Below are 25,943 nucleotides of genomic sequence, written 5' to 3' on the forward strand. Positions count from 1 at the left end.
TTTCAGCCGGAGAAAAAAATGCATGAGGCAAGACAAATTGTTGTAGGTATAGTCATTCTACATCAAAACAATTTGACGCAGTATCAGGCATTTTTAGCCCGGCCCTTCTGGAGCTTCACAGCGCTTCCACTACTGCATCATATTGGTTTGAAAGGTACCTACATTCCTTCACCAATCTGTTTTGTATTGAAAGCGCTGTGATAGCTCTGAAACATGTATCTTGAGGTAGCACGGGTATATAAATTCCGTTGTGTTTAGATAACCAATTGTTTATCCTCGATTCACTAAAATAACTCAAGCCTAATACAAACTATGAAAAAATTTATTATTATCCTACTCGCCTTTTGTGCGGGTTTTTCCATTATGTCATTTGAACTACTCGGCGGCCGTATGCTAGCACCATTTTTTGGCAGCAGCGTTTATGTTTGGGGCAGTATTATTACCGTATTTATGCTGGCACTTTCTATGGGCTATTTATTTGGCGGGCGTTTATCGTTAAATAATCCTAGCTTAACTAAATTTGGCTGCATTTTTATCATTGCCGCTTTCACTTTATTACCCGCTATTTATTTTGCCGAAAGCTTGTTTGAATTTGTTTTTCAACATATAGAAGATCCAAGATACGGCTCTTTAGTTGCCGCCAGTTTAGTCTTTTTAATTCCCAGCATTATCTTAGGGATGATCGCCCCCTACTCTGTGCGCTTATTAACTCAAAGTGCCAGTTCATCAGGGCAAACAGCCGGCTTTTTATATTTTGTCTCCACACTCGGTAGTGCAATAGGTACGATTATGACCTCTTTTTATTTAGTGCTTTGGCTGGAGGTGAATCAAATTTTATGGCTCATTTTCACCACTTTATTATGCTCAGGTTTAATTGCGTTAAGCTCAGCTAAAAAGCCAGAATTATCTCAACCCGTTAATAATAGCCATATTGCCAATGCAGGTAGTGAAGGAGCTTAAATAATGCAAAAATTCAATACTCTGTTCAAAACCTCTGGATTAATTTTCTTAGCCAGCCTGTGCTTTAACGTTAGCGCCAAACAAATAGAAAAAGCCCGCTCGATTTATCGCAATGTGGTGATAGTAGAAGAAGATAATATTCGCTGTATGCAATTTGAAACCCGTAAACGCAATGCAACTAACCAAACCTGTATCAACTTGGATGATAAAAATAGCCTGGTATTTGAGTACGCTAAAGGCACATTAGCAGGGCTAGCGCTAAACCCGACACCACAACGTGTACTGATTTTAGGATTAGGTGGCGGCACTTTATCTAACGTGATCCACCAAATATCACCACAAAGTGAAATCATTGCGGTCGATATAGATCCTGTCGTTAAAGACATGGCTATTAAATATTTTGATTATCAGGAAAATGATAAAGTAAAAACCGAAGTTAAAGACGCCAGAGTTTATGTAAAACGTGCTTTAGTGAATCAGGAAAAGTTTGACTGGATAATATTAGATGCCTTTAATGGTGACTACATTCCAGAACATTTAATGACTCAAGAGTTTTTAAAAGAGGTAAAAAGCCTGCTGAATAACAACGGTTTTATCACCGCAAATACATTTAGCTCAAGCGAACTTTACCATTACGAATCCGCTACTTATCAAAGTGTATTTGGCAAACTGCTCACTTATAAAACCCCAGCTAAAGGTAATCGCCTAATTTTTGCCTGTAATTGTCATAATTTAGAATTTCCGGCAAACATTAATCCGCAGTTAAACAATCAACTCAGCCAGTATTCAGTTAATTACAACTTAATTTTGCAAAATATAACCGACAAAATAGATTGGGATCAAAATAGCGAAATATTAACCGATCAATATTCACCGGCAAATTTATTGAAGTGATGGGCTGTCTATAGCTATATCCAATTGTATAAGTCGCCGGTAGGTACTACTCAAAGAGCTCATTTCAACTCTTTCACACATATAACCGACCGATATTGCTTTAATGAAGCATTAATATGCAACCTTAATTTAGAGGTATGAATGGTTACCCATCATTTAACAAGAATTTTTTATCCTGTTGGACAGGGTGGATTTTACTCTGAACAGCACAACCTTACAGAAAATAAATCGCTCAATATAGTTTATGATTGTGGTGCAATGCCATTAACAAATAAAGTTAGGAACATTATTAGAAATTCATTTTCACAGAAAGATGACATTGATGCACTATTCATATCGCACTTGGATTATGACCATGTATCTGCTATTCCCACCTTGGTGCAAGTAGCCAACAAAATAAAAAAAGTTTTTTTGCCCTTGTTAACTCCATGTCAAAAAATATTACTCACCAACATATACCGGGTTCTAAATGACAATTTTCTTGAGTTAAATTTTATTGAACTAATAAATAACCCTGAAACATTTTTTGGAACTGAAACAGAAATAATCTACATTGAACCTGAAGAAGACATATCTAATGGTCTACCCTCCAGTACTCCAGTAGATATATATTCATTGAAAAACAATGATAAAATAAGAAGCGGTTCAAAAATAAGGCTTTACACCAATATAAATTGGATCTTTGTTCCATATAATTTCTTAGATAAAAATAGATCAAAACAGTTTACCAAACAACTAGAAGCTCGCGGGTTTGATAAAAAAGACATTCCATCCCTCTTCAAAGATGAAAACTATACGATCACAAAATTAATAAACCAGAATTCCAGAAAACTATTAAAAGATGCATATAAAGGCGTAGAGGGAACTATTAATGAAAATTCGATGCTGCTTTACTCTGGTCCTGAATCCTCTCAAAATTCAGACCTTAAATATGATCTATGTGATTCAGGCTTGTGTACTTGTGTAAACTGCGACTTTTTATCTCCAAGCAAACAGCCCGGATGTTTGTACACCGGAGATTTAGATTTAAACAAGCTCCCAATATCTGAACTTTTTGAGCAGTACAACCGCTACATTGGGACAGTACAACTTCCCCATCATGGCTCTCGACTAAGCTTTGAACCTAATGCATTTCACAATTTTGGGTCAAAACTGTTCGTCCCTGTGTCATTTGGTAGTAGGAATAGTTATGGACATCCCGCACTATGTGTCATTAATTATTTGACATCTGATGGTAAGTCACCACTTTTAATAAATGAAAATGAAGCATCTAAAATAGAACATGAAATATTTTTTACATATAATGAGTAACTTTATTTTTAAATACGGTTGCGGTGTTACTCCAATCATACTTAAAATTACTGTGCCATATTAATATAAGTTACAGTTTTTATTTTTTACGAATGTTCATCTGCATTAGGCAAGCTCCTTAGTGAATCAAAATGAGGTACTCACAGAAAATTACTTGGATTCAACTACGTGTTACCCAACCTTTCCCACATCAGAGGACAACACGGCCTACGACGCTTATCTGAGCTACCGCAGAAAGTTAATTTTAATAAGATGGTAGCCAAACTTGGTTTTTACTGGGCCAACTATTTGGCCAATTTTGCCGTTAAATACGGCTTCTTCAAATGGTTTAACCATAACGCCGCGTTTAAACTCACCTAAATCACCGCCTTTTTTGGCACTTGGGCAGTTTGAATACTTAAGAGCTAGCATGTCAAATTTTGCACCTTTAGCGAGTTGCTTTTGAGCTTCTGCGATTCTTTCTGGATTACGACTCAGAATGTGTTGTACAGTTGCATAGTTGTATTTGGCGCTTTTTTTCTGGCCTGCATATAAAACCATAATCAATACCTTAAATTTTGAGCTAGAAACAAAAAAGCCAGCTTTAAAACTGGCTTTTGTTTAACTGTATTAAGACTTAAATTTATTCAGCAAACGGGCTGCGTAAAATCATTGTCTCATTACGATCTGGGCCTGTTGAAACAATATCAATTGGCACTTCTAAAATTTCTTCAATTCGTTTTAGATAGTTTTTCGCCGCTTGTGGTAATTTGTCGTACTCAACAACACCTACTGTATTGTCGTCCCAACCTGGCATAGTTTCGTATACTGGTGTTACTTTTTCATAACCTTCAGCAGCCATTGGTGGCACGTTAGAAACATTACCATTTTGATCTTGATAACCGGTACAAATTTTAACTTCTTTTAGACCGTCTAATACGTCTAATTTGGTAATACAAAAGCCAGTGATTGAGTTAATTTGCACTGCACGACGCATGGCAACAGCATCGAACCAACCTGTGCGGCGTAGACGACCAGTTGTTGCACCAAACTCGTGACCAACATCACCTAAGTGTTTACCAACCGGATCTTGTTTTTCAAGACCATCGTAAAGTTCGGTCGGGAAAGGGCCTGAACCAACACGTGTAGTGTAAGCTTTAACAATACCCAATACATAATCAAGATAACAAGGGCCAAAACCACTACCAGTTGCTACACCACCAGCAGTTGTATTAGATGAAGTTACAAACGGGTAAGTACCGTGGTCAATATCTAATAAGGTACCTTGTGCGCCTTCAAATAAAATTGATTCACCGTTTTTACGGGCTGTATCCAGCACTTCTGTTACATCAACTACCATTGAGATTAATAATTCACGGTAAGCCATTGCCGCTTCCAATACTTCGTCGTAAGAAACTGGCTCTGCTTTGTAATAATTAACCAATGCAAAGTTATGAAACTCCATAACTTCTTTTAATTTGCTGGCAAATTGCTCTGGGCAGAATAAATCACCAACACGTAAACCACGACGGGCAACTTTGTCTTCGTAAGCTGGGCCAATACCACGACCGGTTGTACCAATCTTGTTATTGCCACGAGCCGCTTCACGCGCTAAATCTAATGCAACATGATAAGGCAGAATCAAAGGACAGGCTTCACTGATTTTAAGACGTTCTTCAACCTTTACACCACGCGCTTTTAACGCGTTCATTTCTTTAAGCAGTGCTTCAGGAGATAAAACAACACCGTTACCAATAATACAAGTTACGTTATCACGTAAAATGCCAGATGGAATAAGGTGTAAGACAGTTTTTTCACCGTCAATAATTAAAGTGTGACCTGCGTTATGGCCGCCTTGATAGCGAACTACATAAGCCGCTTTGTCGGTAAGTAAATCAACTACTTTACCTTTTCCTTCATCACCCCATTGGGTGCCTAGAACTACAACGTTTTTACCCATGATTCTTGTGTCTTTTCATAAAAGCAGGCCGCGGATTCTATCAAGTTGTGGCGTTAAGATCATTAACTAATGCGAATAATTTTTCAGCTTTTAATACTTTTTTTATATAAAGCCAAACTATCTAATTTTAACCAACAAGCAAATACATTTTGCTAAACCGATTGAAACTTAATATTAACGCTACTCACCTTAACTTTGAATAGCCAGTTAGCTAACCTCAATTCGGTTTAATGAATATCTTTCTATAAGTTTTGAGCGATTAAAATCAATCAAATTTGATTGGAACAGGCCTAGATTGTTCCGGTTAAACCATAAATAAAATTAACGCACCAACCAATAATAAAATACCACCTACAATTCGCATTTGTTCTGTTGGCATTTGTGCCATCTGGCGTAAATAGTTTTGCCATGTCTGCGGCACTAAAAACGGACCTAACCCTTCAATAATTAAAACAAGCGCTAATAATTTTAAAAAATCCATCTAAACTCCGTTTGCTGTGTTTGCCTAAAACAAAAAACCCCGAATGAATCGGGGTTTTGGTTAATTAAATCAAGCGAATAAATCGTTATTTAGCATCTATTTGCTTCATGTATTTGAAAAAGTCGCTGTCTGGTTTAACTAACAATACATCGCCTTTTTCTTTAAAGCTTTGTTTGTATGCATCTAAGCTGCGTAAAAACGAATAAAACTCAGGGTTTTTATTGTAAACATCAGCGTAAATTTTAGCTGCGTCTGCATCGCCCTGACCTTTAATCGATCTGGCTTCACGCTCAGCATCTGCAATCATAACAGTAATGCGGGCATCAATATCTGCTTTAATAAACTCTGCTTGCTCTTTACCTTGTGATCTGTGCTCTGCGGCAACGGCGTTTCGCTCTGCGCGCATACGATCATAAATATAACTGCTCACTTCGTCTGGCAGGTTAATCTTTTTAACCCGAACATCAACCACTTCAATACCTAGTTCATTTGCACTTTCGGCAACCAGCTGTAATGCAGTTTCCATTAATACATCACGCTCGCCAGAGACAATTTCGGCAATTGTGCGGGCACCAATTTCGCTGCGTAAACCGTTGCTGAATTTACGATCTAATAAAGCTTCGGCATTAGTTTTAATACCACTGGTTTTTAAGTAGTAAGTTTCAAAGTCTTTGATGCGCCATTTAACGTACGAATCAACAATTAAGTCTTTCTTCTCAGAGGTAACAAAACGATCTGCTTCGCCGTCTAAAGTTTGGATACGGGCATCTAAAATTCTCACTTTTTCAATTAAAGGAATTTTAAAGTGTAAACCCGGCTCATATACCACTGTTGTATTTTGGCTGTCGCGTTTAACTTTACCAAACTGAATCACAATACCGCGTTGGCTTTCCTGAATAACAAAAATGGAAGAGTAAACCACGACAAATAAAACAATAGCTAAGCCTACAAATAAATTTTTCATAGTTTAGCGACCTCCTGAGAAACGACTAGATTCACGAATACCTGAGCCTCTTGATGAGTTAGGTAACTGAGTTACTGGCGGAGAATACTGGCCAGATGCAGGCGTTTGATTATCGTCTGCCGTTTCATCTTGAGACTGCTTTTGCTTTTCCATAATTTTATCTAATGGCAGATAAATCATGTTGCCGCTGCCTTCTGTATCAAGCAATACTTTAGTCGTTTTGCTGTATACATCTTCCATTGCATCTAAATATAAACGCTGGCGAGTCACTTTAGGCGCAGCTTCATATTCAGGTAACAGTTTTTCAAAACGTGCAACTTCACCGCGTGCTTCTAATACTACTCTTGAGCGATAAGCTTTGGCTTCTTCTTCCATACGACGAACAACACCACGAGCTTGCGGTTCACGTGCCTTGGCATAAGCTTGAGCTTCTTGAATATAACGGTTTTCATCTTCCTGAGCGGCAATTGCATCATCAAATGCGGGTTTAACCTGCTCTGGCGGACGCACGGCTAAAAAGTTAACATCCACTACCTGTAAACCTAAGTTATATTTGGTAATAGTATCTTCTAATTGTTGCCATGTTGCTTGACGAACTTCTTCACGGCCTGTAGTTAATACCGCATCCATTGAAGAGTGGCCAACAACATAACGCAATGCGCTATCTGTAGCCTGACGTAAGCTATAAATAGGATCAGTCACACTAAACAAGAAGTTTCTTGGATTTTCAATACGATACTGAACTTCCATTTCTACTAAAACGACGTTTTCATCTTTAGTCAGCATTTTTCCGCTGGATGTTAATGATGAAATGCTTTCAACGTTAACCGGGATCACATCATCAATAAACGCAGGTTGCCATTGTAAACCCGGTTCAATTACACCGTGGAATTGACCGAATCTTAATACCACACCACGCTCTGCTTCTTTGATCGTTGCAAAACCTAGATACGCCCAAACCGCAGCTAAAATAACAGCAACTAAAATTAGTCCTGAGCTGCTAAATCCGCCTCCACTTTTGCCGCTTGGAGAGCCATCGCCCCCTTTGCCGCCAAAAGCTTTACGAATTTTTTTCATCGTATCGTTATAGATCTCGTCTAAATCCGGTGGACCTTGATCTTTACCCCCTTTATTACCCCAGGGATCTTTATTGTTACTATTACCCGGTTCGTTCCAGGCCATGAGACACTCCAAATAATTAATGAATAATAAATTTGTTCAATTGATCTTGGTTGTTTTTTAATAAGCGATTCCATTCATCGTTTGGTAATCGCAAATCAACCAGCCAATTCCCCTCATCACTATAGGATTCGTTTTCAATACAGTTCAGCTCAAAAAATACACCACGCCATTTTTGTTCAGATGGCGGAATAGCAAGTTTTACCTCAACCATTTTTTTGGCTAAACATTCGGTTAAAGCTTGCAGCAATAAATCGCAGCCTTCACCGGTTTGAGCAGATAACCAGATACGAATAATATTACCTTCATCGTCTCTGTCTATATGCGGATTAATATCTTCAAGCTGATCTATTTTGTTATATACCAAAATTTGAGGTACATCGTCAGCTTCAATTTCCTGTAAAACATTATTAACCGCTTCAATGTTTTCACCACGCCTTTCATCTGCTACATCAATCACATGCAATTGTAAATCAGCATCCCGTGTTTCTTGCAGGGTAGCTTTGAAAGCAGCAACTAAATCATGCGGTAAATGCCGGATAAAGCCAACTGTATCCGCTAAAATTGTATTTCCGACATCGTTTAATTCAATTCGGCGCAGAGTTGGATCAAGTGTGGCAAATAACTGATCGGCGGCATAAACATCGGCTGCAGTTATCCGGTTAAACAAAGTAGATTTTCCGGCATTAGTATAACCAACTAAAGAAACAGTTGGCACATCTGAACGTTTACGCGAGCGTCTGCCCTGTTCACGTTGTTTTTCAACCTTGGCAAGTCTTGCCTGAATATTTTTAATTCGCCCACGAATCAAACGTCTGTCAGTTTCAAGCTGAGTTTCACCCGGGCCACGCAAACCAATACCACCTTTTTGACGTTCAAGGTGAGTCCAGCCGCGAATAAGTCGGGTTGAAATATGTTTTAACTGAGCGAGTTCAACTTGCAAGTTACCCTCGTGGGTACGTGCTCGTTGCGCAAAAATATCGAGAATTAAAGTGGTTCTGTCGAGCACTCTGCATTTAAAGATGCTTTCCAGATTTTTTTCTTGGGATGGGCTAAGCGCGTGATTAAATATAACCACGTTAGCTTCTAAAGCTTTGACTGCTTGTTGAACTTCCTCCGCCTTACCTGTACCAATAAAATATTTGGGATCGGGTTTAGCGCGCGACGCAGTGATCACAGCAAGTGTTTGCACACCTGCTGATGATACTAACAATTTAAGCTCTTCTAAATCTTCTCTGGCTACTTCGTCGTCTAAATCAACATGAACGAGTACAGCTTGCTCACCTGCTTCATATCTATCAAACAAGCAATAATCTCCGTTCTGACATTAATTTATTCGCCCTCTGACTCTTGGCCGAAATTAGCTTGTGCATTTGGGTTTGTTTGGAAAGGTCTCGCTGGCACAACAGTTGAAATTGCGTGCTTATAAACCATTTGGCTAACTGTGTTTTTTAATAAAATCACAAACTGGTCAAACGATTCAACCTGACCCTGTAGTTTAATCCCGTTTACGAGATAAATGGATACAGGGATTCTTTCTCTACGTAAAGCGTTTAAAAAAGGGTCTTGTAATGATTGTCCTTTGGCCATATTCGGCTCCTTATTGTTTTTATTAAGCATTTTAGTAGTTAATGCTTTAATTAACTAGCGCTATTTAAATTTAACCCAGAAATAGTTTTTTGCAACAAATCAGGGGCTAAGCTATCCAGCCAGGTTACATCAGGCCAGCCTCTCAACCAAGTTAATTGGCGTTTGGCTAGTTGACGTGTTGCCACTATTCCACGGTAGACCATTTCATCATAGTCTATTTTATTATCGAGATAATCCCACATTTGTCGGTAACCAACACATCTTATAGATGGTAAGTCTGGATGTAGATCATCTCTTTTATGGAGTTTAATTACTTCTTGTTCAAACCCCGCCTCAAGCATTTGCAAAAATCTTTGCTCTATCCTTTGGTGTAATACTGCTCTATCCTCTGGCGCAATTGCAAACTGTTTGACCTGATAAGGAAAAGCTTCCCCTTTATCTTGGGTTAATTCTGTCAAACTTTTCCCTGTTATTCTATACACTTCCACCGCACGATTAATTCGCTGCGGATCATTTGGATGAATTCGCTGAGCCGATTCAGGATCATACTCACTTAATTCTTTATGCAAACTCTCCCAGCCTTCTTTTTCGGCCTGTTGCAGAATTTCTTGACGTATTTTAGCATCGGCTGCCGGTAAATTCGATAACCCGTCTAATAATGCTTTAAAATATAACATGGTTCCACCCACAAACAGTGGGATTTTTCCATTTGCGTGAATTTGTTCAATTAATTCAAGTGCATCACGTCTAAAATCGGCTGCTGAATATGCTTCTGCCGGATCTAAAAAATCAATTAAATGATGAGGAGCAATCGCTAATTCTTGGGCTGTTGGTTTAGCAGTACCAATATCCATCCCTTTATAAACTAAAGCTGAGTCCACACTAATAATTTCGCAGGGGTAACGCTGACATAATTCTATCGCCAGCGCAGTTTTGCCCGATGCTGTCGGCCCCATTAAAAATATGGCTTGTGTTTCACTCATTTCCAGTTACCAATTAGCTCAGTTAAATCAATTATTTTACTATGTTTTACTAACCATTGCTGCAAGCTAGTTGGATCAAATTGTTTCCATTCGTTAAATATAGGTCTGATTTTTTCTAATTCAAGCGTTTGCTCTGCTGCAATTGCCCAGCTTAATGTCTCGGCTGCCAATTGCGGAAACCCAGTTTTTTCATTGTCTGCCGGTTTATAATTAAATAACCAAGCAGCTATTATTTTTGCTATGTCTAGCTCTCTTAATACGGCCGGAACTTTCTGAATCATTAAGGTATTTTTTTTATGAATTTGTGTCTGAATCCCTAAATGATTTAATGCAATAATTTTTGACTCTAATAAATCCTGCTGGACTGACTCTAACTTAATAGCCACCGGCAATAATAAAGGCTGGCTAATCAGCTGACCTTGCTTAAAGTTGAGCGCTAATTTGGCCAATAAACCTGCGCTAAATAACTCATTGGTTTTAACTAAATATAATTGCTCAGCTTTGCTTAATAATAAAAATGTTTTAGCTACAGGCATGATTAACTGCCAGTTTTCTAAAGCAGAGCTAGTAGTGTGCTCGGCTGAATACACTGGTTCCACTTTAATATCAGCCACTTCTGGTTTTAATAGATTGTGATATTGGCGGATTTGTTCCGCTAAATTGTGCTGAGAATGCGTATTTTCTGCATACGGGCGCTGATTTATTTCATGCTGAATCTGAGTTTTATGTGTTTGACCGGGAAATAATTTTTTACCGGCATCGCTTAATTGTTGATAAATAGGATTATTTGACTGAACTGAATACTCAGGTTTTGGTTGAGTTTGATTTTGAGAATTAGCGTGAAAACCAAAATCGTTTGAGTGTTCTGTTAAACGCCCAGCTCCTGTCGGCTGTTCAGTGGAACTATCCAAAGCATTCACTGAAGTATAGTTATTTTGTGTATCGGCTGGCGAATCGGTTAACGTCTGGTTGTTACTCTCATCATCTCTGAGTTCAAGTTCACTCGATTGCATGTTTTCTGCGTTTGGCGTAATCGATTCAAAAGCCAATGCTTCTATGCTTTGAGCTAAACTTTTTTGCAGCGTCTGAAACACAAAATCATGCACTAAACGCGCTTGATGAAACCTAACCTCATGTTTAGCCGGATGTACATTCACATCTACCTGCTTGGGATCAATCTCAATATATAGAACATAAGCCGGATATAAATCACTCGGAATTTTATCCATATAGGCCTGACGGATTGCATGATTAATCAATTTATCACGCATCATTCGTCCATTTATGTAGCAATATTGAATATCAGCCTGATTGCGCGCAGTTAACGGTAGCCCTAACCAGCCCGTTAATTTAATTGAGTCATAATCTGAGTTAATCGTGACTGAATTATCTATAAAGTTTTTACTACAAATAGCCGCGATGCGACGATGCTGTCCATGCTCGTTATTTGCAATCCGGTAATGACGTTGTAAAACACCGTTATGGCTGAGTTTAATTTGCACATCAAAACGGCTTAACGCAACTCTACGTACCACTTCATCAATATGTGCATATTCGGTTTTATCTGTTCGTAAAAATCGCCTGCGCGCTGGTGTGTTAAAAAACAAGTCGGCAACTTCAACACAACTACCAACCGGATGTGCAGCGGGTTTGAGTTCTACTTGCATATCACGCCCTTCTGCCAGAGCGCTCCATGCTTGATCTTGCGTCTGAGTTTTTGAGGTCAGAGTTAACCGTGAAACTGAGCTAATACTGGCTAATGCTTCACCTCTGAAACCTAAACTCATTATTTGTTCAAGATCATCTAGAGTTGATACTTTTGAAGTGGCATGGCGGCTTAAAGCTAAAGCGAGCTCTTGTTTGGCAATACCACTACCGTTATCCCTAATCCGGATAAGCTGGCTGCCGCCTCTTTCAATTTCTATTTCGATATTAGTTGCACCGGCATCTAAGCTGTTTTCTAGTAGCTCTTTAACAACCGAAGCCGGGCGCTCAACTACTTCGCCAGCAGCAATCTGGTTAGCTAATTGAGGTGATAAAATTTGAATTGTCATCAGGATTGAGGAATTTTTAATGTTTGTCCGATATGTAACACATCTGATTTTAAGCTATTTGCCTGCTTTAACGAGGTTATACTGACAGAATAACGTTTGGCAATGACCGACAGAGATTCACCACGAGATACCACATGATCTTTATTTCGGTATAAATTGGCGTATAAAGTCCCTTCCGGCGGATGCTGACGGTAAAAATCTTTGATCGCACGTAAAATCGCATTGGCTAGTTTATTTTGATGCTCACGCTGACTTAATAAACGCTCTTCGGTCGGGTTAGAAATAAAGCCGGTCTCAATTAAAATAGATGGAATATCTGGAGACTTTAGCACGCCTAAACTGGCCGCCTGAGGTCTGGACTTATGCATTCGAGTGACCGCAGACATTTGTTTGACCACTTCCTGACTTAATAAGTAACTACTCGACATTGAATGATCCATCGACATATCGAGTAAAGCCTGCGCCAAATATTTTTCGTTTTGAGTATCTTTAATAATATCGCCAGCCCCACCTAAGAGTTCGGAGTGCTGCTCTTTTTGCTCCAACCAGCGGCCAATTTCTGTATTCGCACGTCGTAATGATAATACCCAAACAGAGCCACCACGAGGCTGCGAATTAGTAAAGGCATCAGCATGTATTGAAATAAGTAGATCTGCTTTTTTTTGTCTGGCGATAACTGAGCGTTTATTCACATCAATATAATAATCACCTGAGCGAATTGATACCGCTGACAAACCTTTTTCTTTATTAATTAGATTAACCAGTTTATCTGATATTTGATGAGTAACAATTTTTTCGTATAGACCGCTAGGTCCAATTGAGCCGGGATCTTCACCACCGTGCCCAGCGTCAATAGCAATAATAATATCGCGATTACCCGAAGTGTCCGTTTGTTTTTTAGTGGTAATTGCTGCGGCATTAGAGTCGGTTAAGTCAATCACTAAACGATTGCCATAATTACCAACTGGTGCCAAAGCAAACAAACCAGCCTGTAAGGGTTTATTTAAATCTAATACAATTCTCAATGAGTTTTTGTATTCTGGTGAACTGTAGCGAATGCGTTTAATTAAATCACCTAAGCCAGACAGCTTAGATAAATCATATTTGTGATTAAACTGGCGTAAGTCAATAACTAACCGGTGCGGATTTTCAAGAAAAAAATAGCTGTATTCAGGTTTGTCTTTTAAATCAAAAACAACCCTTGTACTTTCTGGCGATGGCCAGATACGTATCCCATTTATTTTATTATTAGCCCAACTCTGAAAGCTAATTAACACGCTAAAAAGCGCAGCAAAAATCCATTTTTTATTAATTACTAATTTCACCCAATTCATCACAGCTTATTAATTATTAATTCCCCAATTGAGCTTTTAGCAGAGATTTCGACTAAACGCTGTTCGTTATCATGCGTCATATTAACGATAAGATCAGGCTCTGCCAACCATTGAGCACCTTTTTCCGGCCACTCGATAATGCTAATACTGTTATTATCAAAATATTCGCGAATACCTATGTATTCTAACTCTTCTGGATCGGCAAGACGATATAAATCAAAATGATATATATTGACCTCTTCCAATTGGTAAGGTTCAACCAATGTATAAGTCGGGCTTTTTACCGCACCATTAAATCCAAAACCCTGAATAATACCACGCGATAAAGTGGTTTTGCCTGCACCTAAATCACCAATCAAATAAATAACACATGGCGGTGTGAGAGTTTTAGCTAACTGGCCTCCGAGCTTGACGGTTGCATCTGGATTTTGTAACTGAATTTTTTTAATCATGTTTGGACTCTACTGCCTGATTTATCAGATGGCGAATAAAAGGATATAAATCACTTGCTATCATACCTCTTTCTCCGGATTTTGCAGCTAAATCACCAGCTTGAGCATGAATATTCACCCCTAACTCTGCGGCTAATTCAGGGGTAAACCCTTGCGCCAGAAATGCAGCAATAATACCAGTTAATACATCACCACTACCAGCCGTTGCTAAACCCGGGTTACCTTGTTTGCAAACAACAATTTCATGCTTTCCGGCAATTAGACTACCGCAGCCTTTAAGCACCACAGTGCCGCCATACATAGCTTGTAATTCTGTTGCAGCCGAATATCTATCATATTGTACATGATATTGGCTTTGAGAAAGTAATCTGGCCGCTTCTAATGGATGTGGTGTTAATACCCAATTTTTTTGTTTGCAAGGATGCTGCGCAAGCCAATTTAAACCATCAGCATCAATCACTTTAGGTTTATCCTGCTCAATAACATATTGCATTAATCCGTTTGCCCAACCGGATTTTCCAAGACCAGGGCCAATCACAATTACATCAGCTGCGGCGACTTTATCTTTTAGCTCTTGATTAATCCCATTGACCCCTAACACCATTAACTCAGGTCGGGTAATCGATACAGCTAAAACATTATCAGGATGAGTAATCACAGAAACTAAACCCGCTCCGGCTCTTAATACCGCTTCCGCTGATAGCCGGATTGCACCAGACATTCCTTTATCGCCACCAATACATAATACATGACCATATTTACCTTTATGGCTATTACGTGCTCGTTTATCAAAACATCCTCTTAGTTCATTAAATTGGCTAAGTCGATAATACGCATGGTTTTGCTCAGCAAACACTTTATCAACGTCCAATCCGGCAAAATGCAATAAACCAATATAGTCGGCAGCATCAGCGGTTAAAAGGCCTGTTTTTAAACCAATAAAGGTCACTGTATGTTGGGCATTAATTGCAGCCCCCATTACACAGCCGGTTTTAGCATTTAACCCAGATGGAATATCAATACTCACAACCTGAAACGCTTGGGCATTAACTTGTTCAATTATATTTTGCCAATCTTGGGTTAAATTCTTTTTTAAACCAGTACCCAAAATGGCATCAACTAGAATATCGTATTGCGTGAAGTCATGATTTTCAGCACTTTGGATTGTTAAATTTTGCTTAAGAGCTTCTTCTTTTGCTGTTAATGCATCACCTTGCCAATTATCACAATTCGGCATAGCTAATAAAGAAACCTGCCAGCCAGCCTGAGCTGCTAATTTTGCAACAACAAAACCGTCACCGGCATTATTCCCTTTTCCCAATAAAATGCCGATACGTTTGGGTTGCAAAAAGTTTTGGGTAATTAATTCAAAAACAGCTTCACCCGCTTTTTGCATTAGCTGATATAAATTAATCCCTGTACTTTTTGCCGCTTGCGCTTCATTTTGCCTAATCTGCTCTGGCGTATAGACAGCTACTGGCAACTGCCTGCTTTCAACTAACTTCATGCTATTTAATTCGTCTAGTATTGTTGATTTGTGTTATATAATACGGATTTTCGTAAACGAAAACAGTTAAACCATAAAATCTGATAAGATCTTAACTTAATTCATAATTTCACCATAGGGTTCTGATGTCGCTTAACCAACAACAGCTCAAAAATTTAGCTACTCAAATAAAATTATGGGGTAAAGAATTAGGCTTTAACCAAGTTGGTATTTGCGACTTAAACTTATCAGCCCATGAAGATAAGCTAACCGAGTGGCTGAATAAAGGTTTTCATGGTGAAATGGAGTATATGGCTAAATATGGCTTAATGCGCGCAAGGCCTGCAGAGTTACATCCGGGCAGTATCAGAGCCATTTCGGTAAGAATGGATTATCTCCCAGAACATGCCCAGTTTGCCCAAACCCTCAAACAGACAGACAAAGCCTATGTTAGCCGCTATGCCATTGGACGCGACTACCACAAAGTGCTACGCAACAAACTTAAACAACTGGGTCAAAAAATAGAACAACAAACAGAGTTAAATACAGGCTTTAGACCATTTGTTGACTCAGCTCCAATTATGGAACGCCCTTTAGCTGAGAAAGCGGGCTTAGGTTGGGTTGGAAAACATAGTTTAGTATTAGATGAAAATGCCGGCAGTTGGTTTTTTTTAGGTGAATTATTAATTAATTTACCACTACCGGTTGATGAACCAGTAAAAGAGCAATGCGGTAGTTGTGTTGCCTGCATGACATTATGCCCAACCAATGCAATTGTCGCCCCTTATGAGGTAGATGCCAGAAAGTGTATTTCTTATTTAACAATAGAATTGCAGGGTGAAATACCGCTCGAATTTAGGCAACTTATCGGCAATCGGATTTATGGCTGCGATGATTGCCAATTAGCCTGCCCGTGGAACCGTTATGCCCAACTAAGCCAAGAGCAGGATTTTAAACAGCGCCATGGTTTATTAAGCCAAGATTTATTAACCTTATGGCATTGGGATGAAAAAACCTTTTTAGATAACACTCAAGGTTCACCAATCCGCCGGATTGGTTATCAAAGGTGGCAAAGAAATCTAGCAATCGGATTAGGCAATGCAGATTTTAGTCCAGCCATTTTAAATGCGCTTCAAGCAAAATTAACTGAATCAAGTGAACTGGTCAAAAACCATATAAACTGGGCTATTGAACAACAAACCATGAAACAAATTCATGCTCAAAGTTCACAAAGCAAACAAGTGAAACGCTTAGTAAGAGTAATAGAAAAAGGTTTACCGCGTGATGCTTAAATTAAGCTAGAGCAAATGGGTCTACTACCTTGTAATCAATCTCCATGAATTCATGCACTTCTTTTTTCCATACTTCCTGCCAAAAATCTAGATAATCAGGATGTTCTTTAAAATACTGATATTCTGTTTTTGAAGCAAACTCCATAGATAAGCCGTAATCAAATGGATTGGTTTTACTTAATTGCTGTAGGACTTCAAATTTTTGAACAACATTAATATGCTCAAGTTTTACCACTTTTTTAAAAAATTCAGCTTCTGTCACAGAACCCTTTGAGTGGTTTAATGTAAATACAATAGTATGTCTTATCATAACTACCTATAGGATTAAAAATTGATAATAATCAATCTATTGTTATCTTTTTAGCAAATCAATCAACTCATTATTTTATTGTGAGAAATTTAACAAGTCTAAAAACAAAAAAGGCGCCTTAAGGCGCCTTTTTTAAAATCTCAGCTAGATAAAATTTATTCAGCTGCTTCTGTAGCTTCTACCGCAGCTTCATCTACTTCTGGTCTATCAACCAATTCAATGTAAGCCATAGGCGCATTATCGCCTGCACGGAAACCACATTTTAAGATGCGAGTATAACCACCTGGACGAGACTCATAACGAGGACCGATCTCAGAGAATAATTTACCAACAACTTCTTTATCACGTGTACGAGCAAACGCTAAACGGCGATTTGCAACACTATCTTTTTTAGCTAAAGTGATCAGCGGCTCGATAACACGACGCAATTCTTTCGCTTTTGGCAATGTAGTTTTAATAATTTCATGGCGAACTAAAGAGCCTGCCATGTTACTGAACATTGCACTGCGATGACTGCTGTTTCGATTAAGCTGACGTCCACTTTTACGATGACGCATAATGCTATCCTTCTACCAATAACTATGTAGAACTGGTTAGTCTTTATCAGCGATACTGGCTGGAGGCCAGTTTTCAAGACGCATACCTAAAGACAAGCCACGAGAGGCCAATACGTCTTTAATTTCTGTAAGCGACTTCTTACCAAGGTTAGGTGTTTTTAACAACTCAACCTCAGTACGCTGAACAAGATCACCAATGTATTGGATCTGCTCTGCTTTTAAGCAGTTGGCAGAACGTACAGTTAATTCAAGATCGTCAACTGGTCTTAACAGAATTGGATCGAATTCAGGTTTTTCTTCTTTACGCTCTGGCTCAGAAACATCACGCAATTCAACGAATGCGTCTAGTTGCTCTGCCAGAATCGTAGCAGCTCGGCGGATTGCTTCTTCCGGATCAATCGTACCGTTCGTTTCCATATCGATGACCAATTTGTCTAGGTCAGTGCGCTGTTCAACACGTGCTGATTCAACCGCATAAGCGATACGCTCAACCGGGCTGAAAGACGCGTCGACCAACAAACGTCCAATTGGACGATCATCTTCTTCAGAGGAACGACGAGCTGAAGCTGGAACATAACCGCGTCCTTTCTCTACTTTTATACGCATATTAATTTCTGCGTCGCCAGTAAGATTACAAATGACGTGATCCGGATTCTTAACTTCAACATCACCATCATGGGTGATATCTGCTGCAGTAACAGGGCCCGCACCTTTTTTACTTAAAGTTAAAGTAGCTTCATTCTTGTCTTCAAGATGAACTGCCAAACTTTTTAAGTTAAGTAATATTTCAATTACATCCTCTCGTACCCCTTCTTTAGTGCTATATTCATGCAATACACCGTCGATTTCAACTTCGGTAACTGCTGCACCGGGCATAGAAGACAATAATATACGTCTTAACGCATTTCCTAAAGTATGACCAAAACCGCGTTCCATCGGCTCTAAAGTCACTTTTGCACGAAAAGGACCAAGACTTTCAATATCGACTAATCTTGGCTTAAGGAACTCAGTAACAGAACCCTGCATCGTTTCCTCTCTATTTTATTAACTTTACTTAGAGTAAAGCTCAACAATTAGCTGTTCGTTAATATCTGCAGATAAATCACTGCGCTCAGGCACTCGCTTGAACACACCTTCTTTCTTGTCTGCATCTACTTCGACCCAAGTTGGCTTCTCACGTTGACCAGCTAGCTCAAGAGCTGACTGAATACGCGCTTGCTTTTTAGCTTTCTCGCGAACTCCAACTACATCTTCTGGTTTCACAGAGAAAGATGCAATGTTAACAACTTGATTGTTAACAGTGATTGCTTTGTGACTAACCAATTGACGAGCTTCTGCACGAGTTGAAGCATAACCCATGCGGTATACTACGTTGTCTAGACGCTTTTCAAGTAACTGTAACAAGTTTTCACCTGTGTTACCTTTTAAACGTGCAGCTTCTTTATAGTAGTTGCGGAATTGCTTTTCTAATACACCGTAAATACGACGTACTTTTTGCTTTTCACGTAACTGTAAACCATAGTCAGATAAACGACCACGACGTGCGCCGTGCTGACCTGGTGCTGTTTCAAACTTACATTTTGAGTCTATAGCTCGAACGCCACTTTTTAAGAACAAATCTGTTCCTTCGCGACGACTGAGCTTAAGTTTTGGCCCTGTATATCTTGCCATCTTTTTTCTCCGTTATCAGAGGAACAAATTAAACGCGACGTTTCTTAGGTGGACGACAGCCATTATGTGGAATTGGCGTGACGTCTGTAATATTTGTAATTTTGAATCCAGTTGCATTTAATGCACGGATCGCAGATTCACGACCTGGACCTGGACCATTTACAAATACTTCCAAGTTCTTTAAACCATATTCTTGTGCAGCAACACCTGCACGCTCTGCTGCAACCTGAGCTGCGAACGGAGTAGATTTACGAGAACCACGGAAACCTGAACCACCGGCAGTTGCCCAAGAAAGAGCGTTACCCTGACGGTCTGTAATCGTTACGATCGTATTGTTAAAAGAAGCATGGATATGAGCCATACCATCTGCAACTTGTCGTTTAGCGCGCTTACGCGAACTACGAGCTGGTGCTTTAGCCATTATTCACTCTCCCGCTTACTTCTTAATTGGTTTACGAGGACCTTTACGCGTACGCGCGTTAGTCTTCGTTCTTTGTCCACGAACAGGCAAGCTACGACGATGACGTAAACCACGGTTACATCCAAGGTCCATTAAACGCTTGATATTCATTGAAACTTCACGACGTAAGTCACCTTCAACAGTAAACTTACCAACCTCTTCACGAAGCAAGTCAAGCTGAGCTTCATCAAGATCTTTGATCTTGGTTGCTTCAGCGATACCAGCAGCAGCGCAGATTGCTTTTGCTCTGGTTTTGCCAACACCGTAAATTGATGTTAAACCAATTACTGTGTGCTTGTGCAGAGGAATGTTAATGCCAGCTATACGGGCCATATACGCACTCCGAATTAATGGGTCTCGACCGAAAAGCCCGTAAGGATACTCAAGCCGAGACCAGATTTCAAATAAAAAGACGATTTTCGTCTAAAATATATTAACCTTGGCGTTGTTTATGCTTAGGATCTGTTGAACAGATCACGCGCACAACACCATTTCGCTTAATAATTTTGCAATTACGGCAAATGGTTTTAACAGATGCACGAACTTTCATTTTCCGACTCCGTTAACCGTTACAGCCTATCGGCCATAACCCTTTAAATTAGCCTTCTTCAGAACAGATTCATACTGACTTGACATCAGATGAGTTTGCACTTGCGCCATAAAATCCATGATAACAACAACGATAATCAATAATGAAGTACCGCCAAAGTAGAACTGAACGTTCCATGCTGCCATCATAAACTCAGGTACTAAACATACTAACGTGATATATAAAGCGCCAGCTAAAGTTAAGCGGGTCATGACTTTATCGATATAACGTGAGGTTTGCTCACCCGGGCGAATGCCTGGGATAAAAGCACCTGATTTTTTCAAGTTATCAGCTGTTTCACGAGGATTGAATACTAATGCTGTATAGAAGAAGCAGAAGAAAACAATCGTTATTGCGTACAATATCATGTACAAAGGTTGTCCTGGTGATAGCACTATGGCTATTTGAGCGATTGCTTCAGCAAACGCACTGTCACTTTGGCCAAACCAAGTCGCTATTGTACCCGGAAACAACATAAGACTAGAAGCAAAAATTGGTGGAATTACACCGGCCATATTCACTTTTAGTGGCAAATGCGTGCTCTGCGCTGCATAAACTTTGCGGCCTTGTTGACGTTTTGCATAGTTAACGACGATTCGACGCTGACCACGCTCAACAAAAACTACAAAATAAGTTACGGCACAAACAATAATACCGATAATTAATAATAAAATTAACGGTAGTTCACCTTGACGCGCTTGTTCAGCAGTCTGACCAATCGCAGTCGGTAAACCAGCAACGATACCGGCAAAAATGATCATAGAGATACCATTGCCAATACCGCGCTCAGTTATCTGCTCCCCTAGCCACATTAAGAACATAGTTCCAGTGACTAGACTCACTACAGCGGTGAAGTAGAAAGTAAATCCAGGATTAATCACTAAGCCTGGCACCATATTAGGCAGGCTATTGGCTATAGTCGTAGACTGGGCAATTGCCAACAATAATGTACCGTAGCGTGTATATTGGCTAATTTTTTTACGCCCCTGCTCACCTTCTTTTTTCAACTCTTGAAAAGTTGGGTGAATGTGAGTCATTAACTGCATAATAATAGAGGCAGTAATGTAAGGCATAATACCTAAAGCCAATACAGATGCGCGCTCAAGAGCACCACCTGAAAACATGTTAAACATTGCTAACACTGTATCTTTTTGTTGTTCAAACAACTGCGCAAGCACCTCAGGGTCAATCCCTGGGATTGGAACATAAGAACCGGCACGAAAGATAACAATTGCACCTAAAAGGAACAATAGTCTTCGTTTAAGTTCTGATAATCCGCCTTGCGTGCTGTTAAATTCCAGTCCTGGTTTAGCCATGGATCAATTATTCCTCGATTTTACCACCAGCAGCTTCAATAGCTTCACGAGCACCTTTAGTCACGCCTAAACCTTTAATAGTTAATGCGCGAGATACATCGCCTGATTTCACAACTTTCACTGCTTGAATATGCTTTTTAACCAAGCCAGCCGCTTTTAGCGTAGCTAGTTCTACAATATCACCTTCTACTTTAGCGATTTCAGTCAAGGTAACTTGATCTGCAACTAAAGATTTACGAGAAGTGAAACCGAACTTAGGTAAACGGCGTTGAAGTGGCATTTGACCACCCTCAAAACCTGGCTTAACTGAACCACCTGAACGTGACTTTTGGCCTTTATGACCACGACCACCTGTTTTACCTAAGCCAGAACCAATACCGCGACCAACGCGCTTAGCACTTGGTTTTGAACCTGGAGCAGGACTAAGTGTATTTAAATACATAGATTACCCCTCCACCTTAACCATATAATAAACTTGGTTAATCATACCGCGAACAGAAGGTGTATCTTCTAATTCAACAGTGTGATTGATTTTACGTAAACCTAAACCACGTAACGTTGCTTTATGTTTAGGTAAACGTCCGATAGAACTCTTGACTTGAGTCACTTTAACAGTTTTTCCAGCCATGATTGTTTACCCCAAAATATCTTCAACGCTCAAACCACGTTTAGCAGCTACAGAAGCCGGAGACTTCATACTGCTTAAAGCATTGATTGTTGCGCGAACAACGTTAATCGGATTGGTTGAGCCGTAGCATTTTGAAAGTACGTTATGTACACCTGCTACTTCTAAAACCGCACGCATTGCACCACCAGCGATGATACCAGTACCTTCAGATGCAGGTTGCATATAAACCTTAGAACCTGAATGACGGCCTTTGATCGGATGTTGCAAAGTGTCGCCTTTTAAGTCAACAGAAACCATGCTTCGACGAGCTTGTTCCATAGCTTTTTGAATAGCTGCAGGAACTTCACGTGCTTTACCGTAACCAAAGCCAACGCGACCGTTACCATCACCAACTACAGTCAATGCTGTGAAGCTGAAGATACGACCACCTTTAACAACTTTAGATACACGGTTAACCGCAATGAGTTTTTCTGCCAACTCTGGGTTGTTTTTAACTTCTGCGTTATTAGCCATTATCTACCCCTAGAATTGAAGTCCGGCTTCACGAGCTGCGTCAGCTAATGCTTGAACACGACCGTGATATTGGAAACCGCTACGATCAAACGCAACTGATTTAATGCCTTTTTCTAAAGCAGCTTCAGCAATTGCTTTACCAACAGCTTTAGCGGCTTCAACGTTACCAGTGTATTTGATGCTTTCGCGAATGGTCTTTTCTACAGTTGATGCAGAAGCCAATACCTCACCACCATTAGATGCAATTACTTGTGCATAAATGTGGCGTGGAGTACGGTGAACGACCAGTCGATTTGCACCCAACTCTTTAATTTTCGCACGTGCGCGGGTAGCGCGACGAAGACGAGATGCTTTTTTATCCATCGTATTACCTTACTTTTTCTTAGCTTCTTTACGTAGAACGTGCTCATCAGCGTAACGAACACCTTTGCCTTTATAAGGCTCTGGCGGACGATAACCGCGGATTTTTGCCGCTACTTGACCAACCAACTGCTTGTCAGCACCTTTCACCACGATTTCTGTCTGGCTAGGGGTTTCAATTTCGATACCTGCTGGTACTTCGAAGTCAACCGGATGAGAAAAACCTAAAGTTAAGTTTAATGTATTGCCTTTAGCAGCTGCACGGTAACCAACACCGATTAACTGTAATTTGCGTTCAAAACCTTGGCTCACACCAACAACTAAGTTGTTTAAAAGTGCACGAGCAGTACCGCTTTGCGCTTGCGCGTCAGCGAAACCTTCACGAGGTAAAGTACGTAATACATTGTCTTCGTTTACAACTTCAACAGCTTGATTGATGCTAATAGATAATTGACCTTTAGCACCTTTAACTGTGATGTCCTGACCTGCAATATTTACTTCAACGCCTGCAGGGATAGCGATAGGAGATTTACCTACTCGAGACATTTTATTTCTCCTTACGCTACGTAACCGATGACTTCGCCACCCATGCCCGCTTTACGCGCTGCACGATCTGACATCAAACCTTTAGAAGTAGAAACAATAGCTACCCCTAAACCGCCCATCACTTTTGGTAACTCGTTAGCCTTCTTATAAATACGAAGACCAGGACGACTTACACGTGAGATAGACTCGATAACTTTCTCACCATTAAAGTATTTTAATGTGACTTCAAGTTCTTTTTTAACATCACCAGCCACAGCATAATTTTCGATAAAACCTTCAGATTTCAAAACTTCAGCGATAGCCACTTTAAGTTTTGATGAAGGCATGGTCACAGCTACTTTATTTGCTGCTTGACCATTACGAATGCGGGTGAACATATCCGCGATTGGATCTTGCATGCTCATAATTCGTTACTCCAGTCTGTAGCCGCTTACCAGCTTGCTTTTCTTAGTCCAGGGATTTCACCACGCATGCAAGCTTCACGTAATTTAATACGGCTTAAGCCGAATTTACGTAAATAACCATGCGGACGACCAGTCACGTTACAACGGTTACGTTGACGTGAGCGAGATGAATCGCGTGGAAGTGTTTGCAATTGTAAAACTGCAGCCCAACGCTCTTCTTCAGAAGTGTTTACATCGCTGATAACTTCTTTTAATGCAAAACGTTTTTCTGAATATTTCGCTACTAATTTTGCACGCTTAGCTTCACGCGCTTTCATTGATTGTTTAGCCATAACTCTACACCTATTTCTTGAACGGGAAGTTAAAAGCAGCCAGCAACGCACGACCTTCCTCGTCAGAAGCTGAAGTCGTAGTAATGGTAATATCCATACCACGTACTTTATCAACCTTATCGTAATCGATTTCTGGGAAGATAATTTGCTCGCGTACACCCATGCTATAATTACCACGGCCGTCTAATTTAGAACTCAAGCCACGGAAGTCACGGATACGTGGAATGGCAATGGAAATCAAACGCTCTAAGAATTCCCACATACGCTCGCCACGTAGAGTTACTTTACAACCAATTGGATAGCCCTCACGGACCTTGAAGCCTGCTACAGATTTACGAGCATTACAAACAACTGGTTTTTGACCTGAGATAGCTGTCATATCTGCAACAGCGTTCTCTAAAGCCTTTTTGTCTGCAAGAGCCTCACCCACACCCATATTAAGTGTGATTTTTTCAATCCGAGGGACTTGCATGATACTTTTGTAGCCGAACTGTTTGGTCAATTCAGCAACAACTGTATCTTTATAAAAATCATGCAGTTTCGCCATCGTTTATACTCCAAACAAAATTAGATTGCTTCGTTATTAGACTTGAAGAAACGAACTTTCTTACCGTCTTCTAAACGAAAACCTACACGATCTGCTTTACCCGTTGCCGAGTTGTAGATCGCTACATTAGATACATGAAGAGGCATTTCTTTGTCTTGTAAACCGCCTTGCTCACCCGTATGAGGGTTTGGCTTAACAGCTTTCTTAACAACGTTTACGCCTTCAACAATTACTTTGTCTTCTGCAGTTAATACACGAGAAACCTTACCGATTTTACCCTTGTCTTTACCTGCAGTTACAATAACTTGATCATTACTACGAATCTTTGCTGCCATGATTAGCTCCTTATAAAACTTCTGGTGCCAATGACACGATTTTCATGAACTTTTCAGTTCTTAATTCACGTGTTACAGGGCCAAAGATACGAGTACCAATTGGCGCATGCTGTGTGTTTAATAAAACAGCAGCATTACCATCAAAACGGATCAAAGAGCCATCTTGACGACGAACGCCTTTTCTGGTGCGAACAACCACCGCATTGTATACGTCACCTTTCTTAACTTTACCGCGAGGATTTGATTCCTTAACAGTAACTTTAATAATGTCACCTATACCTGCGTAGCGGCGGTGTGAACCACCCAGAACCTTGATACATTGAACGCTACGTGCACCGCTGTTATCAGCAACGCTTAGCATTGTTTGCATTTGGATCATTTCGTGCTCCGCTTAATAAAAAATTACCCAACATCTTGGGGCTGGCTGCCCTAAGGGCGCGGCATTATACCACAACT

35 protein-coding genes are annotated in these 25,943 nt (G+C 40.0%); 5 read left to right on the forward strand and 30 right to left on the reverse strand.

Annotation, left to right across the window (positions count from 1 at the left end):
* The 4 genes from N7931_RS11890 to N7931_RS11905 all read left to right on the forward strand — a co-directional run.
* A partial coding sequence (locus N7931_RS11890; RefSeq protein WP_262794323.1) for a hypothetical protein occupies window positions 1–201 on the forward strand: 201 nt, incomplete at its 5' end.
* A gap of 111 nt (window positions 202–312) precedes the next feature.
* Entirely contained in the window at window positions 313–960 is a 648-nt protein-coding gene (locus N7931_RS11895) for a fused MFS/spermidine synthase (RefSeq protein ID WP_262794324.1), read from the forward strand.
* Window positions 961–963: 3 nt separating this feature from the next.
* Window positions 964–1,854 carry a spermidine synthase gene (locus N7931_RS11900; RefSeq protein ID WP_262794325.1) on the forward strand — a complete coding sequence of 297 codons (891 nt, stop codon included), beginning with the start codon at window positions 964–966 and terminating at the stop codon, window positions 1,852–1,854.
* Window positions 1,855–1,995: 141 nt separating this feature from the next.
* Window positions 1,996–3,165, forward strand: coding sequence for an MBL fold metallo-hydrolase (locus N7931_RS11905; RefSeq protein WP_262794327.1), 1,170 nt, complete (start codon window positions 1,996–1,998; stop codon window positions 3,163–3,165).
* Between the two features lie 225 nt (window positions 3,166–3,390).
* Here N7931_RS11905 and N7931_RS11910 read toward each other — a convergent pair whose 3' ends face one another.
* The 12 genes from N7931_RS11910 to N7931_RS11965 all read right to left on the reverse strand — a co-directional run bounded on the left by N7931_RS11910 (window position 3,391) and on the right by N7931_RS11965 (window position 15,648).
* Entirely contained in the window at window positions 3,391–3,705 is a 315-nt protein-coding gene (locus tag N7931_RS11910) for a peptidylprolyl isomerase (RefSeq protein WP_262794329.1), read from the reverse strand.
* Window positions 3,706–3,787: 82 nt separating this feature from the next.
* The gene (locus tag N7931_RS11915) at window positions 3,788–5,104 is read right to left on the reverse strand and encodes an adenylosuccinate synthase (protein WP_262794331.1); all 1,317 of its coding nucleotides are present in this window, start codon (window positions 5,102–5,104) and stop codon (window positions 3,788–3,790) included.
* A gap of 304 nt (window positions 5,105–5,408) precedes the next feature.
* Window positions 5,409–5,585 carry a DUF2065 domain-containing protein gene (locus tag N7931_RS11920; RefSeq protein WP_262794332.1) on the reverse strand — a complete coding sequence of 59 codons (177 nt, stop codon included), beginning with the start codon at window positions 5,583–5,585 and terminating at the stop codon, window positions 5,409–5,411.
* An 85-nt stretch (window positions 5,586–5,670) separates the two neighbouring features.
* Window positions 5,671–6,549, reverse strand: a complete 879-nt coding sequence (hflC, locus tag N7931_RS11925; protein ID WP_262794333.1) for a protease modulator HflC — start codon at window positions 6,547–6,549, stop codon at window positions 5,671–5,673.
* Between the two features lie 3 nt (window positions 6,550–6,552).
* Window positions 6,553–7,731: an FtsH protease activity modulator HflK gene (hflK, locus tag N7931_RS11930; protein WP_262794334.1), complete on the reverse strand. Its 1,179-nt coding sequence runs from the start codon at window positions 7,729–7,731 to the stop codon at window positions 6,553–6,555.
* Between the two features lie 16 nt (window positions 7,732–7,747).
* Window positions 7,748–9,034 carry a ribosome rescue GTPase HflX gene (gene hflX / locus N7931_RS11935; RefSeq protein WP_262794335.1) on the reverse strand — a complete coding sequence of 429 codons (1,287 nt, stop codon included), beginning with the start codon at window positions 9,032–9,034 and terminating at the stop codon, window positions 7,748–7,750.
* Window positions 9,035–9,060: 26 nt separating this feature from the next.
* The gene (gene hfq, locus N7931_RS11940) at window positions 9,061–9,318 is read right to left on the reverse strand and encodes an RNA chaperone Hfq (RefSeq protein ID WP_262794336.1); all 258 of its coding nucleotides are present in this window, start codon (window positions 9,316–9,318) and stop codon (window positions 9,061–9,063) included.
* A gap of 50 nt (window positions 9,319–9,368) precedes the next feature.
* On the reverse strand, window positions 9,369–10,301 hold the full coding sequence (gene miaA, locus N7931_RS11945; RefSeq protein WP_262794338.1) for a tRNA (adenosine(37)-N6)-dimethylallyltransferase MiaA: 933 nt from the start codon (window positions 10,299–10,301) through the stop codon (window positions 9,369–9,371).
* Window positions 10,298–12,355 (reverse strand): DNA mismatch repair endonuclease MutL, encoded by a 2,058-nt coding sequence (mutL, locus tag N7931_RS11950; protein WP_262794340.1) that lies wholly within the window; start codon window positions 12,353–12,355, stop codon window positions 10,298–10,300. The genes miaA and mutL overlap by 4 nt, the downstream gene beginning before the upstream one ends.
* Window positions 12,355–13,680 carry an N-acetylmuramoyl-L-alanine amidase gene (locus tag N7931_RS11955; protein WP_262794342.1) on the reverse strand — a complete coding sequence of 442 codons (1,326 nt, stop codon included), beginning with the start codon at window positions 13,678–13,680 and terminating at the stop codon, window positions 12,355–12,357. The genes mutL and N7931_RS11955 overlap by 1 nt, the downstream gene beginning before the upstream one ends.
* Before the next feature lie 8 nt (window positions 13,681–13,688).
* A complete protein-coding gene (gene tsaE, locus N7931_RS11960) occupies window positions 13,689–14,141 on the reverse strand; it encodes a tRNA (adenosine(37)-N6)-threonylcarbamoyltransferase complex ATPase subunit type 1 TsaE (protein WP_262794344.1) in 453 nt (150 codons plus the stop codon).
* Window positions 14,134–15,648 (reverse strand): NAD(P)H-hydrate dehydratase, encoded by a 1,515-nt coding sequence (locus N7931_RS11965; RefSeq protein ID WP_262794346.1) that lies wholly within the window; start codon window positions 15,646–15,648, stop codon window positions 14,134–14,136. Before N7931_RS11965 ends, tsaE begins: the two co-directional genes overlap by 8 nt.
* Before the next feature lie 125 nt (window positions 15,649–15,773).
* Between N7931_RS11965 and queG the strand changes: the two genes are divergently transcribed.
* Window positions 15,774–16,919, forward strand: coding sequence for a tRNA epoxyqueuosine(34) reductase QueG (gene queG, locus N7931_RS11970; RefSeq protein ID WP_262794348.1), 1,146 nt, complete (start codon window positions 15,774–15,776; stop codon window positions 16,917–16,919).
* Between the two features lies 1 nt (window position 16,920).
* Here the strand turns inward: queG and N7931_RS11975 are convergent, their stop codons facing one another.
* The 18 genes from N7931_RS11975 to rplN form a co-directional block, all read right to left on the reverse strand.
* A complete protein-coding gene (locus N7931_RS11975) occupies window positions 16,921–17,229 on the reverse strand; it encodes a Dabb family protein (RefSeq protein ID WP_262794349.1) in 309 nt (102 codons plus the stop codon).
* A 155-nt stretch (window positions 17,230–17,384) separates the two neighbouring features.
* A complete protein-coding gene (gene rplQ / locus N7931_RS11980; RefSeq protein WP_262794350.1) occupies window positions 17,385–17,786 on the reverse strand; it encodes a 50S ribosomal protein L17 in 402 nt (133 codons plus the stop codon).
* 36 nt (window positions 17,787–17,822) lie between these two features.
* The gene (locus N7931_RS11985; protein WP_262794351.1) at window positions 17,823–18,812 is read right to left on the reverse strand and encodes a DNA-directed RNA polymerase subunit alpha; all 990 of its coding nucleotides are present in this window, start codon (window positions 18,810–18,812) and stop codon (window positions 17,823–17,825) included.
* 24 nt (window positions 18,813–18,836) lie between these two features.
* Window positions 18,837–19,457, reverse strand: a complete 621-nt coding sequence (gene rpsD, locus N7931_RS11990; protein WP_262794352.1) for a 30S ribosomal protein S4 — start codon at window positions 19,455–19,457, stop codon at window positions 18,837–18,839.
* 28 nt (window positions 19,458–19,485) lie between these two features.
* Entirely contained in the window at window positions 19,486–19,878 is a 393-nt protein-coding gene (gene rpsK, locus N7931_RS11995; protein ID WP_262794354.1) for a 30S ribosomal protein S11, read from the reverse strand.
* A gap of 15 nt (window positions 19,879–19,893) precedes the next feature.
* Window positions 19,894–20,250: a 30S ribosomal protein S13 gene (gene rpsM, locus N7931_RS12000; protein WP_262794357.1), complete on the reverse strand. Its 357-nt coding sequence runs from the start codon at window positions 20,248–20,250 to the stop codon at window positions 19,894–19,896.
* A 100-nt stretch (window positions 20,251–20,350) separates the two neighbouring features.
* Window positions 20,351–20,467 (reverse strand): 50S ribosomal protein L36, encoded by a 117-nt coding sequence (rpmJ, locus tag N7931_RS12005; RefSeq protein ID WP_262794359.1) that lies wholly within the window; start codon window positions 20,465–20,467, stop codon window positions 20,351–20,353.
* Between the two features lie 26 nt (window positions 20,468–20,493).
* Window positions 20,494–21,822, reverse strand: coding sequence for a preprotein translocase subunit SecY (gene secY, locus N7931_RS12010; RefSeq protein ID WP_262794360.1), 1,329 nt, complete (start codon window positions 21,820–21,822; stop codon window positions 20,494–20,496).
* Window positions 21,823–21,829: 7 nt separating this feature from the next.
* Window positions 21,830–22,264, reverse strand: a complete 435-nt coding sequence (gene rplO / locus N7931_RS12015) for a 50S ribosomal protein L15 (RefSeq protein WP_262794362.1) — start codon at window positions 22,262–22,264, stop codon at window positions 21,830–21,832.
* A gap of 3 nt (window positions 22,265–22,267) precedes the next feature.
* Window positions 22,268–22,450, reverse strand: coding sequence for a 50S ribosomal protein L30 (gene rpmD / locus N7931_RS12020; protein ID WP_017446391.1), 183 nt, complete (start codon window positions 22,448–22,450; stop codon window positions 22,268–22,270).
* A 6-nt stretch (window positions 22,451–22,456) separates the two neighbouring features.
* The gene (gene rpsE, locus N7931_RS12025) at window positions 22,457–22,963 is read right to left on the reverse strand and encodes a 30S ribosomal protein S5 (RefSeq protein ID WP_262794366.1); all 507 of its coding nucleotides are present in this window, start codon (window positions 22,961–22,963) and stop codon (window positions 22,457–22,459) included.
* Window positions 22,964–22,972: 9 nt separating this feature from the next.
* The gene (gene rplR / locus N7931_RS12030; protein WP_262794367.1) at window positions 22,973–23,326 is read right to left on the reverse strand and encodes a 50S ribosomal protein L18; all 354 of its coding nucleotides are present in this window, start codon (window positions 23,324–23,326) and stop codon (window positions 22,973–22,975) included.
* Between the two features lie 9 nt (window positions 23,327–23,335).
* Window positions 23,336–23,869 (reverse strand): 50S ribosomal protein L6, encoded by a 534-nt coding sequence (gene rplF / locus N7931_RS12035; RefSeq protein ID WP_262794368.1) that lies wholly within the window; start codon window positions 23,867–23,869, stop codon window positions 23,336–23,338.
* 11 nt (window positions 23,870–23,880) lie between these two features.
* On the reverse strand, window positions 23,881–24,273 hold the full coding sequence (rpsH, locus tag N7931_RS12040; protein ID WP_262794370.1) for a 30S ribosomal protein S8: 393 nt from the start codon (window positions 24,271–24,273) through the stop codon (window positions 23,881–23,883).
* A gap of 26 nt (window positions 24,274–24,299) precedes the next feature.
* Window positions 24,300–24,605, reverse strand: a complete 306-nt coding sequence (rpsN, locus tag N7931_RS12045) for a 30S ribosomal protein S14 (RefSeq protein ID WP_262794371.1) — start codon at window positions 24,603–24,605, stop codon at window positions 24,300–24,302.
* 10 nt (window positions 24,606–24,615) lie between these two features.
* Window positions 24,616–25,152 (reverse strand): 50S ribosomal protein L5, encoded by a 537-nt coding sequence (gene rplE / locus N7931_RS12050; RefSeq protein ID WP_262794373.1) that lies wholly within the window; start codon window positions 25,150–25,152, stop codon window positions 24,616–24,618.
* Window positions 25,153–25,172: 20 nt separating this feature from the next.
* Window positions 25,173–25,487 carry a 50S ribosomal protein L24 gene (gene rplX / locus N7931_RS12055; RefSeq protein WP_262794374.1) on the reverse strand — a complete coding sequence of 105 codons (315 nt, stop codon included), beginning with the start codon at window positions 25,485–25,487 and terminating at the stop codon, window positions 25,173–25,175.
* 10 nt (window positions 25,488–25,497) lie between these two features.
* Entirely contained in the window at window positions 25,498–25,866 is a 369-nt protein-coding gene (gene rplN, locus N7931_RS12060) for a 50S ribosomal protein L14 (protein ID WP_262794375.1), read from the reverse strand.
* Window positions 25,867–25,943: the final 77 nt, after the last annotated feature.

Source organism: Catenovulum sp. 2E275 (genome assembly GCF_025515275.1).
Taxonomy (GTDB): domain Bacteria; phylum Pseudomonadota; class Gammaproteobacteria; order Enterobacterales; family Alteromonadaceae; genus Catenovulum.